15 protein-coding genes are annotated in these 17,869 nt (G+C 47.0%); 6 read left to right on the forward strand and 9 right to left on the reverse strand.

The features are described from left to right. Window positions 1–88 precede the first annotated feature (88 nt). A complete protein-coding gene (locus tag DC345_RS29220; protein WP_113056117.1) occupies window positions 89–1,129 on the forward strand; it encodes a cupin domain-containing protein in 1,041 nt (346 codons plus the stop codon). A 99-nt stretch (window positions 1,130–1,228) separates the two neighbouring features. Further along, window positions 1,229–1,942 (forward strand): YoaK family protein, encoded by a 714-nt coding sequence (locus DC345_RS29225; protein ID WP_181586774.1) that lies wholly within the window; start codon window positions 1,229–1,231, stop codon window positions 1,940–1,942. A gap of 106 nt (window positions 1,943–2,048) precedes the next feature. Here DC345_RS29225 and DC345_RS29230 read toward each other — a convergent pair whose 3' ends face one another. From DC345_RS29230 to DC345_RS29250, 5 genes are all read right to left on the reverse strand, one after another. Continuing rightward, window positions 2,049–3,188 (reverse strand): toxic anion resistance protein, encoded by a 1,140-nt coding sequence (locus tag DC345_RS29230; RefSeq protein WP_113056119.1) that lies wholly within the window; start codon window positions 3,186–3,188, stop codon window positions 2,049–2,051. An 80-nt stretch (window positions 3,189–3,268) separates the two neighbouring features. Beyond that, on the reverse strand, window positions 3,269–4,957 hold the full coding sequence (locus DC345_RS29235; RefSeq protein ID WP_113056120.1) for a vWA domain-containing protein: 1,689 nt from the start codon (window positions 4,955–4,957) through the stop codon (window positions 3,269–3,271). Between the two features lie 12 nt (window positions 4,958–4,969). Continuing rightward, on the reverse strand, window positions 4,970–5,701 hold the full coding sequence (locus DC345_RS29240; protein ID WP_258530914.1) for a hypothetical protein: 732 nt from the start codon (window positions 5,699–5,701) through the stop codon (window positions 4,970–4,972). Between the two features lie 358 nt (window positions 5,702–6,059). Further along, the gene (locus DC345_RS29245; protein WP_113056122.1) at window positions 6,060–6,626 is read right to left on the reverse strand and encodes a Uma2 family endonuclease; all 567 of its coding nucleotides are present in this window, start codon (window positions 6,624–6,626) and stop codon (window positions 6,060–6,062) included. An 82-nt stretch (window positions 6,627–6,708) separates the two neighbouring features. Further along, a complete protein-coding gene (locus DC345_RS29250; protein ID WP_113056123.1) occupies window positions 6,709–9,030 on the reverse strand; it encodes a beta-L-arabinofuranosidase domain-containing protein in 2,322 nt (773 codons plus the stop codon). Between the two features lie 194 nt (window positions 9,031–9,224). On the opposite strand from DC345_RS29250, the gene DC345_RS29255 reads away from it, so the two are divergent. Both DC345_RS29255 and DC345_RS29260 read left to right on the forward strand, forming a co-directional pair. Then, window positions 9,225–9,992: a helix-turn-helix transcriptional regulator gene (locus DC345_RS29255; protein WP_113056124.1), complete on the forward strand. Its 768-nt coding sequence runs from the start codon at window positions 9,225–9,227 to the stop codon at window positions 9,990–9,992. 171 nt (window positions 9,993–10,163) lie between these two features. Beyond that, window positions 10,164–10,673 (forward strand): GNAT family N-acetyltransferase, encoded by a 510-nt coding sequence (locus DC345_RS29260; protein ID WP_113056125.1) that lies wholly within the window; start codon window positions 10,164–10,166, stop codon window positions 10,671–10,673. Window positions 10,674–10,819: 146 nt separating this feature from the next. On the opposite strand, the gene DC345_RS29265 is transcribed toward DC345_RS29260, so the two are convergent. Continuing rightward, entirely contained in the window at window positions 10,820–11,863 is a 1,044-nt protein-coding gene (locus tag DC345_RS29265; RefSeq protein ID WP_113056126.1) for a 2,3-butanediol dehydrogenase, read from the reverse strand. A gap of 141 nt (window positions 11,864–12,004) precedes the next feature. Here DC345_RS29265 and DC345_RS29270 point away from each other — a divergent pair, with 141 nt between their 5' ends. Next, on the forward strand, window positions 12,005–12,910 hold the full coding sequence (locus DC345_RS29270; RefSeq protein ID WP_113056127.1) for a LysR family transcriptional regulator: 906 nt from the start codon (window positions 12,005–12,007) through the stop codon (window positions 12,908–12,910). A 102-nt stretch (window positions 12,911–13,012) separates the two neighbouring features. Here the strand turns inward: DC345_RS29270 and DC345_RS29275 are convergent, their stop codons facing one another. From DC345_RS29275 to DC345_RS29285, 3 genes are all read right to left on the reverse strand, one after another. Further along, the gene (locus tag DC345_RS29275) at window positions 13,013–14,767 is read right to left on the reverse strand and encodes a methyl-accepting chemotaxis protein (RefSeq protein WP_113056128.1); all 1,755 of its coding nucleotides are present in this window, start codon (window positions 14,765–14,767) and stop codon (window positions 13,013–13,015) included. Window positions 14,768–14,982: 215 nt separating this feature from the next. Next, window positions 14,983–16,338, reverse strand: a complete 1,356-nt coding sequence (locus DC345_RS29280; RefSeq protein WP_113056129.1) for an amino acid permease — start codon at window positions 16,336–16,338, stop codon at window positions 14,983–14,985. Between the two features lie 243 nt (window positions 16,339–16,581). Then, the gene (locus tag DC345_RS29285; protein WP_113056130.1) at window positions 16,582–17,037 is read right to left on the reverse strand and encodes a GNAT family N-acetyltransferase; all 456 of its coding nucleotides are present in this window, start codon (window positions 17,035–17,037) and stop codon (window positions 16,582–16,584) included. Between the two features lie 254 nt (window positions 17,038–17,291). On the opposite strand from DC345_RS29285, the gene DC345_RS29290 reads away from it, so the two are divergent. After that, window positions 17,292–17,867 (forward strand): GNAT family N-acetyltransferase, encoded by a 576-nt coding sequence (locus DC345_RS29290; protein WP_181586775.1) that lies wholly within the window; start codon window positions 17,292–17,294, stop codon window positions 17,865–17,867. Window positions 17,868–17,869: the final 2 nt, after the last annotated feature.

Here is a 17,869-nt window from a genome sequence, read left to right on the forward strand (position 1 = left end):
AATAGTTTCGCAAAATATGGGTAAAAGGTATGAACGCCATATTTAACTATTTACATGTGTACCTAATATAATATGAGGAGGAATCATGATGACATCTTTCAAATATCGGCTTGAACAAAAAGAACCCCGTACGGGCCCTGGCGGTATTACCCGCGGTGCTTCCGTTCGGGATTTCCCTGCGTCCATTGGAATTGCAGGCGTATCCATGCGCCTGGAACCAGGAGGCATGCGTGAATTGCACTGGCATGCCAATGCGGCAGAATGGGCTTATGTGATCAGCGGCTCATGTCGCACCACCGTCATACATCCCGACGGACATGCATACACCGATACATTTGAGCCAGGAGATGTGTGGTATTTCCCTCGTGGTTACGGACACTCCATTCAGGGATTGGGACCGGACGAATGCCATTTTATTCTGATATTTGATAATGGTGATTTCTCGGAAGATCACACGTTCAGCATTACCGATTTTCTGTCTCATACACCGAATAACATTGTTGCCCAAAATCTCGGGATTACCCCGGAGCGTGCAGCGAAATTGCCTCAGGGCGAAGCCTACTTCGTCAAAGGGCCTGTCCCTAATGACAGCTCCTCTTCCGGAACGTATCGCCGCAATTCGGAGCTGACGACTCCCCACCGATATCCGCTGCATGCCAAGCAGCCCAGACGAGCGCCAGGCGGAGGAACTCAGCGCACGGTTACTGTCGAAGATTTCCCCATCTCCACTACGATGGCCGGATCATTAATCGAGCTGCAACCCGGCGCATTACGAGAGATGCATTGGCACCCCAACGCCGACGAATGGCAGTATTACATTAGCGGCACTGCCGAAATGACCGTATTTCTCGCAGAAGGTCATGCAGTGACAGAGCAATTCGAAGCAGGTGATGTGGGATATGCCCCAATGGGTGCGGGCCACTATATCAAAAATACGGGAGATGAGGTCTGCCGTGTGTTAATCGGGTTCAACAGTGGACACTATGAAGCTATTGATCTGAGCGAGTGGCTCGCAGGCAATCCGGATGATGTGCTGTCCACGAATCTGGAAATGTCCAAAGAGGAAGCCGAACAGCTTCCGAATGATACTCTTTTTATCGCACCTGACCCGAATAAAACGAAGTCATAGTCCAACGACCGTTACCAATTAAATATAGGTTTGGGTTAGTGATCCTTCTGTTATATATCACGTAACCACTCCAGTAACATGGAAAAGGGGTTGGACATCATGGTTTCTGATTCTGCTTCCGATTCGGCAAGTGATCGCAAACGTGTGGGACATACCGTAGAACGACTGGAGCCGGGTCTTTCCCGGCTTCTGCTGTCATGTGTGCTTGTGCTGATCTCCGGTTTCATTGATGCGGTCGGCTATTTGCAGTTGGGGAAAATCTATCTGTCTTTCATGAGTGGTAACAGTACCAAGCTTGGTATCGCGCTATTTGAAGGAGATTCCGCTGTATTAACGAATATAGGTCTGGTCATTTTTTTATTCGTTGTTGGCGCCTTTATTGGTACGTTGATCACAGATCGATCGGGCAAATGGCGACTGGCGGGCATCTTGGGCTTTGAATCCCTGCTTTTCGCTGGCGCCATTGTATTCTTGCTGTTCCTCGAAACACAGAGCGTGCTTTTCCCGATTGCCGTCGCCATGGGCATGCAAAACACCATGCACCAGATGGTTGCTCATGCTGACGTGGGCAAAGGTTTTGTGACAGGCACATTATTCGGTATTGGACAGGCACTGGCCAAAGCTGTTCGGGGTAAGGCTCCTGCTTCCGAATGGGCAGTACTCGCCCTGTCCTGGGTTATTTTTGTGATCGGTGCAGCTCTGGGAGCACTGTTATTAATCCAAGGAAGCCTGCTGCTTGCCCTGAGTGCTTCACTGGCTCTGCTTCTTCTGCTGATCCCCTACGTCCTCCATGTTCAACGAGATTTGACCTAATCAGCATCAAGATCAAAAAAACGGTTGAACCAGAGTTTATCTGTGTTCAACCGTTTTTTGAGGTCATGCATGTAACTTCCTCTACACCTTCTGACTACCTTCCAAACTACAGACCCAGCTTCTGCCCTTTCTCCAACCGCTGAATCTGTTGTTCCCCGGTATCCGCCAGTTCACGGAACTGATTAATGGTCTCCCGCATCCGTGGCAAGGCCTCCTGTTTATACACACTGATAGAGTCAAGCGCGGAAAGCACATCCGTGAACGCCTGCTTCATCGTATCGACGGAAATGCTGGCATCATAAGCTTGCTTCTGGATGGCAATGCCCTGATCTTTCAGCATTTTGGACGTACCTGCGATCAGGTCGTTGGTCGTCCGGTTAAGCAGTTCAATTTTCTGCAATACAATCTTCTGATTGTAGAGTGCACTCGCGACGGTGACGGCAATTTTCAATGCCGAGATCGTTACATTTTTGGCACGATCCACACCGCGGATCAATTCCTTGTTGTTGCGGATGACGACTTCAATGGCCATGATGCCCTGCTGGTTCACCACCAACATTTGCTGCAAATCCATGACCCGCTGGCGTAGCGGGAACAGCACTTCTTCCGTGATAAAACGGACTTTCTCCGGGTCCTCATTACGCACTTTGGCGGCTTCGATCTGTGCGTCAATCGACTCATCCATCAGCACCCCAAGCTGAATTTCCTTTTGCAATCGTTTGGTGAGTTCCCGTAGATTTTGCTGTTCAATCTCCAGTGTAGTATTGTCGTTCCTCAAGGTCGCTCTGCCTTTATCCAGCGAGGTCACAATATCGGCGATGACCGCATCAGCCTTCTGGTATTTCAGGAAATAGGCCCGGAGCGGATTAAACAATTTGCCGAGCAATCCAGTCTTGGCAAAATCGACCACGCTCGGGTCGAGATCCTTCAGCTGCATATGCAGCTCGGTCAAGCCTTTGGCGACCTGACCGCCCTCGTCTCCCGTCTTGGACAGATGTCCAACGGAGACTTGAAGCAGCGCGTTTTTCTCGGAAGAGGATCTCATCGTGTTCATGCCAAAGCCGTCAATGGATTGCAGGATCTCCTTGCGTTTCTCCAACGATTCGAGATCCAGTGTCATGATCATCTCCACATTGGCATTTGCGACTTGCTGCAGCTCTGCCACCTCGGCAGGTACAGGCTTTACTTCTTCCTCAATCACCTTCTGAATTTCCTTCTGGCTAGGTATCTCCATCGAAAACGACATCCAAGTTCCCCCTTCAATTACGTGCTATATAAAATGGAATAATGAACCTTACATTAGTCATTTCGTGTGCAATACAGGTGCTACATCTGCACGTTGAACAGGTTACCGATTTTGTACACCACATCGTCGGTATCCGCGTTAATGCTCGCTGCTTCGTTAATACTGGAGATGCTCTCCAAAGCTTTGATGTCCGCGTTATAACCAATCGTATAGATGGGCACTTTGTACGTCTCGACCAGATCACGAATATCCTTCAGTGTATGACCTTCATTGGTTTCTCCATCACTTAGGACAAAGATTAGTGGCTTCACATTCGGATCAGTTGCCATATAATCTTCCAGCATCTTCATCGCCACGACGATTCCATCAAAGGTTGCCGTACCGCCACCCGCTTGCAGGCTATCCACCGTCCCCACAAACATCGACTGCTGATTCGTATCATACTTGGCAATTGGCAAATTCACCGTTACTCCACTAGAGTAGGAGACGAGGCCGATACTGTTATCTGTGCCCAGGAACTTCTGACCTTTGCGCAATGATTCCTTGAGTCGGTTCAGCGGTTCGCCGTCCATACTCCCGGATACGTCGGTTACAAATACGGCCGCAATCGGTTTACTGCCGTTCTTTTTCTCTTTCCATACTTTCTGTGCGGACAACAAGGTGCCACCATCCACTGTGTTCAATTCGGACTTATAATCCTGTAAACCGTTGAAGCCGAATTCCTCAGCCGATTGCTGATATTTCGCTTGGGTTACGAATTCTGCATACTTCTTAATGATCTCTTGCTTGTTCTGCGGCAGTTGCCCCAGTGCATACAACGGGCTGTCATGTCTTACGCCAAAAGGGGTAAAGACGTATCCGCTTTTCAGATCTGCGGTGTTTACGTAAGTCTGGTATTCCAGTACAAATGCGTCCAGTCGGCCTGACTTGGCTGCCTCACGCATCTGAATGGTTGTGGACGCCGTAAACGGTACGTTCGCCTGGAACTTCTCAAAACCCTCAATCGCTTTCTCTCCAAGCGGGTTGGAGCTGTCGTATGTGTTGAGTGCCGTCACGAGAAAGTTTAGCCCCGTGGAACTGGCAAATGGATCGGTGTATCCCATCGCGAGCTCATTGTTCGCAATCGCTTCGGTCACGGTTTTTACATTAACCGAGCCGTACGTGTCGACCAGCGCATCATATTTGGCTTTGGAGATGACGATGCCGGGAACGTTCCCCACCAGTCTTTTGGATACCAGGTCAGTCTTTACTCCGCTTGCAGCTACCATCTCGCCCCATAACTCATTCGAAGGGGTAAACGCATCAGGCACATATTTACCAGACTTAATATAATCAGCCGCCGTACCGGATGCGATATTACGTAATTTTACCGAAACCTGTTTGTCGCCAACGGTAATGTTAGCCTTGTTGAACTCTTCGGTTACTTCGGTTAACCAGCCATCCGCTCCGGTTCCCGCCTTCTCGATGGAAGAAAAGATCTCTACATAATCATTCGTTGTATTCTCGACCGTGATCGGAAATTTGGAGATGTCCGGCAGTGATTCAGCCACATCCACCGGATCGAGATCAATCTGTCCCTTCACAGGTTCAGCCGTTGCCGGAGCAATGTCCGCATACAGCTTGCCTAATTCTTTGCCTGCATTCTCTGTCGTTACCTGTGTACTGGATTTACCCACGTTCGACGTCAGCGTGATGCCTGCATATACGAGCCCAAACACGAGTACCAGCATTAAGATCGATATGAAAAAAAACTTTCCCTTCTTAGCCATACGTACAACCCCTCACTGTCTGTATAATTTGGTGTGCTTGATTAATTGGTCAATTTCCTGCATACAAGGCATCTGTTCAATATCGCCTGCTTCAAAGCTGTCCAGGCGGGAGATTTCCAGCATTAACTGGTCGAGCTTCAAAAGAATTTCCTCATTGGAATGGAGAGAGTTTTTCACATAGCTGAGATAATCGTTATATACTTTGGTCTTTTCCTGAAAAAGCTTCTGGGGAAGTGTTGCGGATTTGGACTTCATCAGGCTGGCGTACTCCGCTTCATCGAACACATTAAGTCGGTTAAGTACACTTCGGATGTTGAGGTATAACAACTTCTCCACCTCGAGGGTGACCGAAGCAAATTTCTTGTAACTCAGTTCCCCCGGATCAAATCGCTGATTCAGCACGTTCAGGAGGGTTTCTTTCTTTTTCTTCATGCGGCTTAGTTGAGATAATCCCAATGTGATATCTTCCTCAAGCACTTTAATACGTCGATAAAAGGATAACGCTTCCACATAATCTTCATGGGTTTCGATATTCTTCACGGGCAAGACTACAGGCTGTCTGAACAACAAAGTGTAGCTTCCATAGAAGAGAGCCATCACGCTGCCAAACAGAAATGTCACGGAGAGCGCTGTCGTAAATGCTCCCCCGCCAAACTCCAGTCCGATGAATCCTGGTGAGAACAATAGAACATTCATGACTACAACGCCGAAGATCAGCCCCAGCAGTTTTATGTACTTTATCATGTAAATCATCAGACCTCCTTTCGCGCTATGTGTTGGAGCTTTATGTCGATATTTACCATTGGAACTTTATTTCATTGTACATGATGTTGCCGCATTCGGGTGGATTAATATGGATATTCATAATATACGTGGCTTGGGCTTATCCCATTTCATCTTTAGAGGGACAACGTGGATAAGATTTTGTAACCTTTGGGAAACGAGTCTGGTGCCCTTGAACAGTCGTGGCGGAAAAAGAAATGTTATCAGGTAATACGTGGAAATTTGCTGTGCGTGTCATTTTTTATATAGGGCTTATTCGATAAAAAGCAAAAAAAACACCCCGACGCCCGGCGCCGGAGTGATGATGATATTCTCAGATCTAATTCAGCTTGAATAAATTTCGAAGCGGAATCGCAAGTTCCGGATATAACACCGATTGAATCGTTTCTTGCTCCGTGTACAGTTGACGGTTCTGGTAACTGCCTTCTTCCAATGTGTACACATGAACGGTCTGATTGCCAGGGTCAACAATCCAGTATTCATTCACACCATATTTCTGATACAGATTAAACTTCTCGTTAAAATCCTTCAGCGCAGTTGAAGGAGAAAGTACTTCTATGATTAGAGACGGCGCACCTTGACAGCCGTTTTTGGATATTTGGTCTTTGGAACAAACCACCGATAAATCCGGTTGGACAACATGATCAGGTACGTCATACTGTTCATTCTCACTGAAATACACGTCAAAGGGAGCAACAAATACGATACATTTCCGATTCTGAAAAAAAGTACGCAAGGAGAAGTGCAGCTCACCCACAATAAACTGGTGTAATGAGGTAGGGGCTAAAGACATATTGAACGCTTTGCCGTTAATTAACTCCCAAGTCCCCTCCCAAGTTAACCAATCCTGAAAACTATAGATGCCTTTATTATCCGGTTTTGCCACACTTCCAACCTCCTCTTTTACCTAATCCGCATGTTGCTCTTATTATAACATTGTGTTTGCCCATTTTCATACAATGCCTCTTTTATGAGAAGATAGATTCCGGTTTGCTGCGCGTTGTACGTACCTCCACGACTTTCCCGGCACATCCGTTGTCGTCCAACGCCTGGAATGCAACTCGCACACTGTCTTTGCCTGACGTAACCTTCTCAGGGATATCATAGGTAACGTAGAATACTTCACCGATCTTGTTCATATGAATCCGCTGTTCACCGACTACATGTCCATCGACGGCGATACTAAATATTCTCTCATGCCGTATTCCTTCCCGTTCAAAAGGAGAATGATCCCCGCCCCAGTATGCTACGCATACATAGTTCGGTGCAGCACCATCCACTGCCAGCTGGTAGCTGAAGTAAGCCCCACTGACACCAAAGGCTTCCCGCCACATATGCAGCTTGTTGCGGCTGTCTGTATATGAACCGTTATGATGTTCTGCACGGCAATTGCTATCCAGATGATGTCCGATCTCATCCTGCTGACCATCGGGCTGCACCCTGTCGATGGTGATATCATTCAATTCCTTCTCCAGTGCATCCCCTTCATCGTTAAACGGCCAATAGACCGTATAGAACTCATGATGTACATCATAGAACGGAATCAGTTTCACCGGGTTACCGTCTGAAGTGACATCCTTGCTGATCTCAAACGTCAACGTACTTGCGTCCACGACCTTGATCCACTCGTGCACATCCTCCTGCTCTGTCCAGATCACAGGTACAGGTGCAGTTTTGGGATTCAGTGCCGTTTCGTCCACGATGGTATCCTCGGGCAGCCCTTCGCTTCCCAAAGCCCCTGCCAGCACAATCGGGCCGTACAGGAATGCCACCTTGTGTGTATCATCCCGGGACGTGTATTGATGAAGTGACATCGGCAGCGTGATGGTGAGGACATCGCCAGCAGTCCATGTGCGCTCGATGTCGAGGTATCCGGGTTCCATCCGGGTATGCGGATGAGCCGTATCCCCGTTGACCGTTGCCGTCATTGGCTCCTGCAGCCATGAGGGCACGCGTAGTCTAAGATTGGCCGAGGCGCTGCCTTCGGTGATTGTAAGGGTTACCTTTTCCGAATAAGGAAATTCGGTTTCGAGCTTCAACGATATGCCTTGGGATTTCCAATCCAATTGGGAAGCAATATACAGGTTGATGTACAGATCCTGCTCCTCCTCGAAATAGATTGCCTCTGCGTATTTGCCCGGGTTCTCCATGCCAGATCCTGTGCAGCACCACCAGGCGGTATCGTGAGTACCGTAGATTTTGTAGTGGCCTTGCAGCGTGGATGCAAAATACGTTTTGTTCCCTGTGTCCGGGTCCTGTGTACCCAGGATGTGGTTGTAGATCGCATTTTCATAATAGTCCATGTAGGCACTGTCGGGATTCCAGGTATAAAGCTGCTTCGTCAGATGCATCATGTTGTGGGTACAGCAGCTCTCTCCGGTTTTGATGCCCAGACTCTCCATGCCTTTCGCTTCATAATGCTCCGAAATGCTCGTAGCACCAAATACATAAGACCGATGATGAATCGTAGTGTCCCAGAAAAACTCCGCCGCTGTTCGGTAGCTCTCATGGTTATGGTCCTGATTGTAGATTTCGGCTGCACCGATGACTTTCGGAATCTGCGTATTCGCATGTTTGCCCTGAAGATCGTCCTGCTTGTGTTCCAACGGTTCGAGGATTAATTGATGTGTGAATTTGTTAGCTATCTCAAGGTATACAGATTTCCCGGTGATTCCATACAAATGTGCAAATACTTCGTTCATTCCACCGTGCTCACTTTGAAGCATCGTTTGCATCTGTTCTTCGGTCATCGGGCTTAGACCTTCTACCGCCCAATCCGCAAACCGTGTTACCACCTCCAGTGCCTGCTGATTGCCCGTTAATTTGTATGCATCAATTAGTCCGCGATAGATCTTGTGCACGCTGTACCAAGGCACCCAGTATTCGCCGATATTGAAACTGCCAATATGCTCTGCACGGAATGCGATGCGGAAGGCTTCTTCGGACAAGCCGCCAATATATCCGCTGCCTGTTGTCTGTTGAATGGATGCAAGCTCGCTGACGGCATAGTCCAGCGTCTGCTTTAACGTATCATTACCTGTCGCCTGATAGGTCACAGCCAGGGCAGACAGATAGTGTCCAAGGGAATGCCCGCTAATCGAGCGTGCCTCCCAACCCGCGTATCGTTCCTTTTTTGCCGGTAACCCATGGGCCTCAAAACATGGTGCCAGAAAACGGTCAATGTCGAGGGATAACAAATACTTTTCTCCAACTTCCTGTGACGTTTGAAAAACGCCATTTAACAGATTGACATGCTCAGGTCCCAGAAATCCCTTTTTGGTTTCAATCATTCTGCTCGCTCCTCCTCGGTATGTAGTGGATATTTAGAAATACTTTTATAGATATACAAAGGGTAAAATCCGTGTTGCAATTCAATTGTCTCTTGCGTTCTTTCTTCATACAGGCCTTGAATATCCTCATATTATCAAATAAAATACAGCTACATCAGACTCATAATCCAAGAAAAGGTGGAGAAATCCGTCCTATGCAAAAACCATTGGAACATTATCTGTGCGGCAAGTTCATAACCGAAGGCAATTGGAGCCATATGAAACGCAGCATGCCTGTTCACGAGGTCATTTTGATGTTGGAGGGCGAGATGTACATTGCGGAGGAGGACGAGCAGTTCGTGGTTCGGGCTAATGATCTGCTGTTTCTGAGAGCTGGGCGCACCCATTATGGCTATCAGATCAGCGATGCTCCCGTCAGCTTTTATTGGGTTCATTATGATTCAATTGAGGAAGAGTTCGACCAGTATCCCACCCATGCGACTATTCAGGTTCCGTCCACCGCCAATCAGCTGTTCAAGCAATTGCTGCATAGTTCATCGTTCTCACCGGAAGAAGCAGACGCAGCATTGCTGCTGCTGCTCAAAGAACTGGAACGCAACACACAGGCTGGTTATCGACCGCATAATGCGATCGTTGACCACATCTGCAAGTGGGTGGATATTCATCTGCATACCGACATTACGGTGGGTAAGATTGCTGAGACTTTTAATTTTAACAAGGACTATATCTCCAAAATGGTGAAACGTGAGAAAGGCATTGGACTCAAAACCTATATCCTTACGGAACGGATTCGCCGGGCCAAGCAAATGCTGCTCAATACCAATGCCAGTGTGAAAGAAATTGCAGGACAATGCGGTTTTTCGGATTACAAACTCTTCCTGCGCATGTTCAAACAATACGAAGGCAACACACCTACCGAATATCGCAATAATTTGTATTCCACACAGCTCAACCGTCTATAATGAACCTTATACGTGCGAACCTTGGATGTGCTTGTGTGGATATACCAACTCATAGAATTTTATGAGTCATATATAGAAAATTTGAATGAATCCAGTACCATTGGGTGTGATACAATTCAAGTCAACTATATCTCTTATCAAACCAAGATTAGATCAGAAGGAGAACTTGAGATGACAACGGCAGTAACGATTCATCCCGCTACAGAAGCTGACCATGAAGAAATTGTACATATTCTCATTGAAAGTTACTCCGAGTACCGGGAGACATTCCAAACACAGGAACAATGGGAACATTATTTGAAGGATATTCGGGAATCGCCGAGCAATCCTTACATCAAGCAATTATGGATTGCCAAAATAGATAATCAGATTGTCGGAACGGTCCAATTGTTCGAGACCGCGCATAAGGCTTACCCGAACTTCGAGTTGCCTATTGATTATCCGTTTATTCGACTGTTGGGCGTCGATCCCAAGTGGAGAGGTCACGGTATTGCCAGAGAACTGCTTCAACAATGCGTTGAATCTGCCAAACACATGGGCAAAAATACGGTGTATTTATATACGGGGGGTCAGATGGTCAACGCGATTCGATTATACGAACGTTTCGGTTTTGTAGAAGACCCGGAATTCAGTTCCGAGAGTGGCGGAGGCAAAGCGATCTGCTACCGTTATGATTCATAATTCTCGCAAATAGTAATAAGCGCGGATAACACAAAAAGGGATACCCATAAGTCATTATATGACGGAGGGTATCCCTTTTCAGCGTTATTCTGAGCTAAAGAATCGGAGTCGAGCAGCAAATGCTAGTCGCTTCATTTTCCCCACGATTAACCGCCGATCTGCACCAAAATTTTCGCATGGCTCTTGTCGGTCATGAGCAGTTCAAGTCCTTCCTGAACGATGTCGTCCAGCTTGATTTTTCTGGTAATCACCTGTTTCACATCAAGTGCTCCCTCAGCAATCAAAGAGATGACTTCAGGGAAAATATGACGATAGGCCAGCGTTGCTGTCAGGTTCGCTTCTTTCACTAACAGGTCGAAGAAATTCACCTGAAGTGGATTTGGAATTGCTGCAATGACAACAACTTCTCCACCTTTTTTGATCACGGCTACGGCGCTGTCCATGGTTGGCTGTACACCTGCCGCTTCATATGCTACATCTATTCCGCCAGACTGCTGCAAAATCACTTCAGTAGCGTTAACTTTGGCACTATTCACCGGAATGGCTCCCAGCTTGGCAGCCAAATTCAAGCGTTCTTCAAATACATCGACTGCATAGATCGCGGAAGCTCCAGCAGCTTTGGCTGACAGGATCGTCAGCAATCCAATCGGACCTGCACCATATACAGCAACCTTCTGACCTACTTTTAATTTGCTATGGCGAACTGCATGGAAGGCTACCGCTGTAGGCTCAACCAGTGCGCCCTCTTCAAAGGATACGTTATCCGGCAATTTGTGCACCATATACGCCTCAACCACAACGTATTCAGCAAAGCCTCCATCACCGTTCAGTCCCACAAATCCGAACTCGGTACATTGGTTATAGCGCCCCTGAATACAGTACTCACATTGTCCGCAATGATACAACGGTTCAACAACAACACGGTCCCCTATACTGATACCGCTTACATCACTTCCCAATTCACTGACCGTTCCTGCAAACTCATGACCAAGTATCAGCGGCGCTTTCTGTCCTGAAAGCGGGTGGTTCTGCCCTTCCTGAATGCCAACGCCATGATGGTAAGCATGCAAGTCACTACCGCAGATCCCTGCGTACTCGACTTTAATTTTTACCTGTCCTGATTGGGCTACCGGTATTTCCCGTTCTTCGACCCGGACATCTTTCTTGGCATACCATACTGCTGCTTTCATGAGACACATCCCCTTTGGTTTATCTTGTCTAACTGAGACTCAACTACTGTCTATTAATTATATCGCTGTTCACGTATTATTCATATTTATAGATACTAATGTTAATATTACTTGTACTAATGCTAAAACGGAGATGAAACCATGAACTTGGAACAGCTTGAATATGTCGTTGAAATTGCCAAAACCCAATCGTTCTCGGCCGCCTCGGAGCACCTGCACGTTACTCAGTCGGCGATCAGCCAATCTGTCCATCGTCTTGAAAATGAGCTGGGTATGATCCTGTTCGAACGCTCGCGGCATGGAACGTTTCCCACCCTTGAAGGCAAACAGTTTATTGCCAAGGCACTCGATATTTTGCAGCGCATCGATGAATTGAAATCCCTGAATGCCGAGACATCCTCGTTAACCGGAGACCTGCATGTTGCCACTTTTCCAAGTGTGATGCCTTACCTTGTTCAGACTGCTGCAGATATGAAACGCGAGCACCCTCAATTGAATATTGCCATTGAAGAGAAAGGTTCCATGGAAATTATTGAAGACATCCGTAACAACAGAACCCACCTGGGCTTCATCGCCATCTACGCCAAACAATTGCGGGAATTCGATGGACTGCATTTCAGTCCCATGTATTCAGGTAAACTGGTCGTATGCACTCATCACCAATCCGATCTAGCCAAGCTTAACCGGGTTACTCCCGAACAATTAAAAGAACATAAGCTGGCTCTGTATCGTGATGGATTCATCGAAGATTTCCTGCAGGAGTTCGCGTATGATTACGGCCCTCTGTCCATCCTCTTCAAAACGAACAACTCGGAAGCAATCACCACCGTTTTAAGAAATAATATTGCCGCTACCATTGGCCATGACTTCTCCTTCCACCAACATCCGCTATGGAAAGAAGGCATTGCAAAAATGGTAGAGATTGCCTCGATCGAGCAACCTAAAATGCAAATCGGCTTCGTGCAGACCGAATCCAAGGAGGTTGCCATAGCCGCTGAGCGATTTGCTCAACGCTTCAGACAGGCAATTGAGCTGGATCAGTTATGATGGCAGAGTCTAAGTCATAATTGGGGGATCAAAAAAAACACTCCGGTGCTTACACCAGAGTGTTCCACATTTGATAAGGTTTCAGCTTGCTGCTTGCTTCCCTTATACCTTTACTTTTCTTACAGCTTCGCTCAACTCAATCGTTTGCCGCCTCAGCAGGGTGGACGTTTGTGCCACCTTCTGGAACATACTCGACTGTTCCCCTGTCAAACGATAAATGTCATCCGAATGATCTGAAACGCCAGATGAAATTTGAGAGATCGTATTGACCGAGGCTGCCGCTTCCTCGGAACCCGCCGATATCTCCTCCGCTGCTGCGGATACTTCCTGGATACGATGTGTTACCACACGAAACGCCTCAACCATATGCGTGAAGGCAAGCTCTGCTTCTGCTGTGCTCGTCACCCCCTGGCCGATCTCTTGCGAGGTAACATCCATCTGTGATCCGATGTGCTGGGACTCCTGCTGAATGCCAAGCAACAAATCGGATATCGCCTGCACAGATGCGCTTGAAGCCTCCGCCAATTTTCGTACTTCATCCGCTACAACGGCAAATCCCTTCCCATGCTCTCCTGCATGAGCGGCTTCAATTGAAGCATTCAGCGCCAGTAGCTTGGTCTGACTTGCAAAATCCCGCACCGTATGAAGCGCACCGCCGATTTGCTGCGAGAAGTTGTTAAGCACTTGGACCATGGCTACAACTTCAGCAGATACAGCCGAAATGCTTTCCATCTGTTTCTTCATTTGCATCATGCTCTGCTTACCTGATTGTGCCGTAGCAAGCGCAGTTGTTGCGGCGTCAGACACGGCTGTAGAAGACTCTGAAATGTCCGTAATACCTTTGGCGATTTCTTCCATCGCATTGGCGCTGTCACCAGCACCATGCTTCTGGGTGTGTGCGCCCTGTCTAATTTGCTGTACGGACTGGTCAACGCTCTTATTCATTATAAGCATGTCTTCTGCATCACGACTGAATTGTTCCGTTGATTTGGAGAGGATATCAGTGGTAACCGAGACACCTGCGACCATATCGCCGATCATTTTATTTAAGTCCCCAGACATATGAATCATCGCCTTGAATGTGCTGCCAATCTCATCCTCACTTTGCAGCCGATACGCTGTCAGAATTCGGTTGGCTTCCGCCAGCTCACCTTGCGCCATTTGTTCGACGCTTGCCTTCAGCGGTTTCAGCGGTCGCAGTCCTCTTACGATGAACCACAATACAACCGCGATGCCTGCAAGCGTAATGAATAACAACAGGGCATACAATGGAATGCTCGATTTCATAATATCTGACTCAATGCTTCCAATGACCGATACAGCTGTATCGATTCCTATCACACCCGTTAAGGTCCCCTTGCTGTCCAAAATCGGAGCGTAAGAGGAAATATATTCGCCATACTCCTCGTTATTAATGATAGGGGAACTGGCTGTTTTCCCTTGCAGAAGCTTTTGGACTGCATCGCCTGGGATATCCGTCACTTCATTGATCGGTGATGCTTTATCTGAATCTTTCATGCCGTCCACCATAATGAGAGGCGTGCCTGCATCGTCTATTTTCACAAAATACACATACATCGCACCGATGCTCACACGAAAATCATCCAGCTCATCACGAATCTTCAAGAACACGTCGTTTTCCTTGGGATCTTTGGCAAATTCCACATATGGCCCTGTATCCAGCTGTTTCACATAACTCTCGGCAATCTGAATATTGTAACTCGATATGGCCTCCTGCGCGGCTAGCTTCATATTCGCCAACTGAAGCAGCATGCTTCCCGCAGATATAATCATAATGACCAATGTAACTATGGCAACAATGCGAACAACCAAACGTTTTTTGAAAAAACCGACCATCCGAGATCCTCTTCCCCTCACACCTGTATGTAAGCCTTTTCGACTACGCCCTACCCAAAAACAGCATGCTTGAAGCACTATGTAATGTGAAAATAGTATATGAAGTTGTCGAATTAGGCAAGAAAATATTGGATGAGAATAACGATAAAAAAACACCTCGGCATGAACGCCGAGATGTCATTTAAACCCAAGGTAAATATATCATGTTTATTAACTTAACTTTTCGCCTGTCCATTCGTCTTTCTGAACCGAATAAGTGACCAGAGAATCAGCAATGCGAGTACAACTAGACAGATGCTGATGCTGAATCGGTTGCCTTCATCAAATACAAACATGACTGCAATGACACCGAGACACAGCACAGCAGCTCCAGTAACGTAAGGAAATCCCCACACTTTAAATGTCGGTTGTACTGGATATCTCTTGCGCAGCTTCATCTGTGATGTGGCGATACAAATCCACACAAGCATCACGACAAACCCCGGAACCGCCAGCAGCACGCGGAAGAGCTGATCTTGTGCGAATAGCCCCAGCATGGAGCCCCCAAGTAGAATCACAGCACATACCAGCAGTGTATTTACCGGACTGCCGTTGCGATTCGTATGTGATAAAGCCTTGGGAGCTTCACCACCTACCGCCATGGAATGCATCATACGGGATGCGCCATAAATGCCGGAATTTGCAGCAGACAGAACGGCGGTCACCAAAATAAAGTTCATAATATGTGCCGCACCCGGAAGTCCCGTGGAAGCCAGCACCTGTACAAAAGGACTACTCTCGGGCCCTAATTCATTCCACGGAATGAGCCCACAGATGATGAGAATCGGCAGCGTGAAAAATAAAATGATTCTCAGCATAAAGTTCCCTACAATTTTGGGCATCACCTTGTCCGCATTTTCCGTCTCCGTTAAGGTTAAGCCAATAAGCTCAGATCCTCCATAAGAGAACATGACGACCAATAATGCCGAAAAGATCGATGACCATCCATTAGGGAAGAAACCGCCTGCTTGCGTGTAATTATGCAGATAAGGCGTGTTATCACTTGGAATGATCCCGAAGATCAGACCAGCCCCGAGGATAATAAAAATAATAATCATGGCGATTTTAATGCCCGCCAGCCAAAATTCAAATTCCCCAAATACGCCCACACTCAGCAGATTAATCAGTATAATAAACACCGCACACGCAAGGCTCAACGCCCACAGCGGCACTTCCGTGAACCAATACTGCAAAAAGCTCCCTGCTGCAATCACCTCAATCACACATACCGACAACCAGAGGAAACAATACATCCATCCCATGATAAAGGAGACTCTGCTGCCGAACGCTTCCTGCACAAAGTCTTTCATATTTTTGTTCTTGTACACCGTAGCCATCTCCGCCATCGCAGCCATGACAACCAGTAACAATAATCCTGCAAAAATGTACGTTACAATGACGCCTGGGCCTGCAAGTCCAATTGTTTCGGCGCTTCCTTTGAAAATTCCGGTTCCAATGACACCGCCCATAGCCATAAAGCTAATATGTCTTGGTTTAAGTTTCTTTTGTAATGTTCCTTCTGTCTGAGCCAATTAAAGTCCTCCTGATGTAAAAAACGTCTTTAAACTTCTGTTATGTTTTCTGAAACATAACTTCCAGTATACCCTATTGTTCATGGATCAGCCCAGCAGTTCCATACGGCCAATTCATCCCAAACGAATGCTGACATCCGGCACTTCACAAAACAATCATTACACGCAAAAAAACCAGTAGTCTGTATCAACAGAATGCTGGTTTCCTGTGTCCCTGCTATGTTTTACTTCCTATCATATAATTTATAATTCCTTCGTCATAAAAGCGCTGTTCGGGTCCAAACTATAGTCCGCGAATGGCTCACAGTAAACAAACCCAAAGTCCTCATACAGCTTCCGCGCCGGAATAAAAGAATCCATCGATCCGGTCTCCAGACTGATCCGTTTATAGCCCCGGTTCTTGGCAACCTCGATAATATGGGCAAGAATCTGTCTTGCTACGCCTTTTCTCAGGTGAGCCGATGCTGTACGCATCGATTTCAATTCTGCATGCTCCGAATTCAATTCCTTCATGGCACCGCAGCCCAGCAGCTCCTCTGATTCCCATGCACACCAGAATGTAATCTCAGGTTTCTTTAACCCATCCAGATCCAGGGCGTGAATGCTTTCCGGCGGCGAATCCGCTGCCATTCCCTGCAGATGTTCTGCAATTAATCCAATGACTTGATGACCGCTCAAATCGTCTACTTTGATCTCCATATCTACCACTCCTGCCGACATTTTGTTGTGTATTGTATCATTGAATATATGCCTATGTTTATATAGTACTACCATGACAGGTTTCCTGACAACAACTTCAAAAACACAAATGAAATGTCTATTGTGATACCCTTAAATTTCCATTATAGTGAGGCTATCTGAAACTAAAAGGAGCGAAGAATATTGCGTAGCAGTCATATAGCTAATTGTCGTGCTGAGGTGAAGCGAACTTAATTTGTGAAAAGGAGACCATCATGACACTATCGACTGATAATCTGTTTTATAGCAAACGATTGAAAATGACTCCGCCCCGTGCAGAAGACGTGCAGACCATGCTGCAATGGAATGAAGATCCTGAGTATTTGCGAAATGTGGATACGGATATTGCCATCCCTTATTCGGAAAAACAGCTTGAAGATGAAGGCGAGACAAAGGACAAGGAAGTTTACTTTCGGCTTCGAACGCTTGAGGATGAACAACTGATCGGATTCGTTGTCATCCACAGCATTGAGTGGAACAACCGCTGCGGACAACTTGCCATTGGCATTGGACTCGCAGAGCATCGCAACAAGGGATACGGAACGGAAGCCTTGAACCTTATTTTGCGGTATGCCTTCCATGAATTGAATCTGGACCGGGTAGGTCTGGATGTCATCGCCTATAATGCCAAGGGCATCCGTGCCTATGAGAAGGTCGGCTTTCAGTTGGAAGGTCGTGCTAGATCAGCCGTGTATCGTGATGGAAAACGCTATGATCGCTTACTGATGGGAATTCTAAGACCGGAATGGGAAACACACAATCAGATCAATGTGGAGGGTGGACAAGCATGAAT

The sequence above is a fragment of the Paenibacillus taichungensis genome (assembly GCF_003287275.1).
Lineage (GTDB): Bacteria > Bacillota > Bacilli > Paenibacillales > Paenibacillaceae > Paenibacillus > Paenibacillus taichungensis_A.

Bases quoted from the DNA above. Each gene is read 5' to 3' on its own strand.
- DC345_RS29220 (WP_113056117.1), top strand. From the start codon at position 89: ATGACATCTTTCAAATATCGGCTTGAACAAAAAGAACCCCGTACGGGC.
- DC345_RS29225 (WP_181586774.1), top strand. From the start codon at position 1,229: ATGGTTTCTGATTCTGCTTCCGATTCGGCAAGTGATCGCAAACGTGTG.
- DC345_RS29230 (WP_113056119.1), bottom strand. From the start codon at position 3,188: ATGTCGTTTTCGATGGAGATACCTAGCCAGAAGGAAATTCAGAAGGTG.
- DC345_RS29235 (WP_113056120.1), bottom strand. From the start codon at position 4,957: ATGGCTAAGAAGGGAAAGTTTTTTTTCATATCGATCTTAATGCTGGTA.
- DC345_RS29240 (WP_258530914.1), bottom strand. From the start codon at position 5,701: ATGATAAAGTACATAAAACTGCTGGGGCTGATCTTCGGCGTTGTAGTC.
- DC345_RS29250 (WP_113056123.1), bottom strand. From the start codon at position 9,030: ATGATTGAAACCAAAAAGGGATTTCTGGGACCTGAGCATGTCAATCTG.
- DC345_RS29255 (WP_113056124.1), top strand. From the start codon at position 9,225: ATGCAAAAACCATTGGAACATTATCTGTGCGGCAAGTTCATAACCGAA.
- DC345_RS29260 (WP_113056125.1), top strand. From the start codon at position 10,164: ATGACAACGGCAGTAACGATTCATCCCGCTACAGAAGCTGACCATGAA.
- DC345_RS29265 (WP_113056126.1), bottom strand. From the start codon at position 11,863: ATGAAAGCAGCAGTATGGTATGCCAAGAAAGATGTCCGGGTCGAAGAA.
- DC345_RS29270 (WP_113056127.1), top strand. From the start codon at position 12,005: ATGAACTTGGAACAGCTTGAATATGTCGTTGAAATTGCCAAAACCCAA.
- DC345_RS29275 (WP_113056128.1), bottom strand. From the start codon at position 14,767: ATGGTCGGTTTTTTCAAAAAACGTTTGGTTGTTCGCATTGTTGCCATA.
- DC345_RS29285 (WP_113056130.1), bottom strand. From the start codon at position 17,037: ATGGAGATCAAAGTAGACGATTTGAGCGGTCATCAAGTCATTGGATTA.
- DC345_RS29290 (WP_181586775.1), top strand. From the start codon at position 17,292: ATGACACTATCGACTGATAATCTGTTTTATAGCAAACGATTGAAAATG.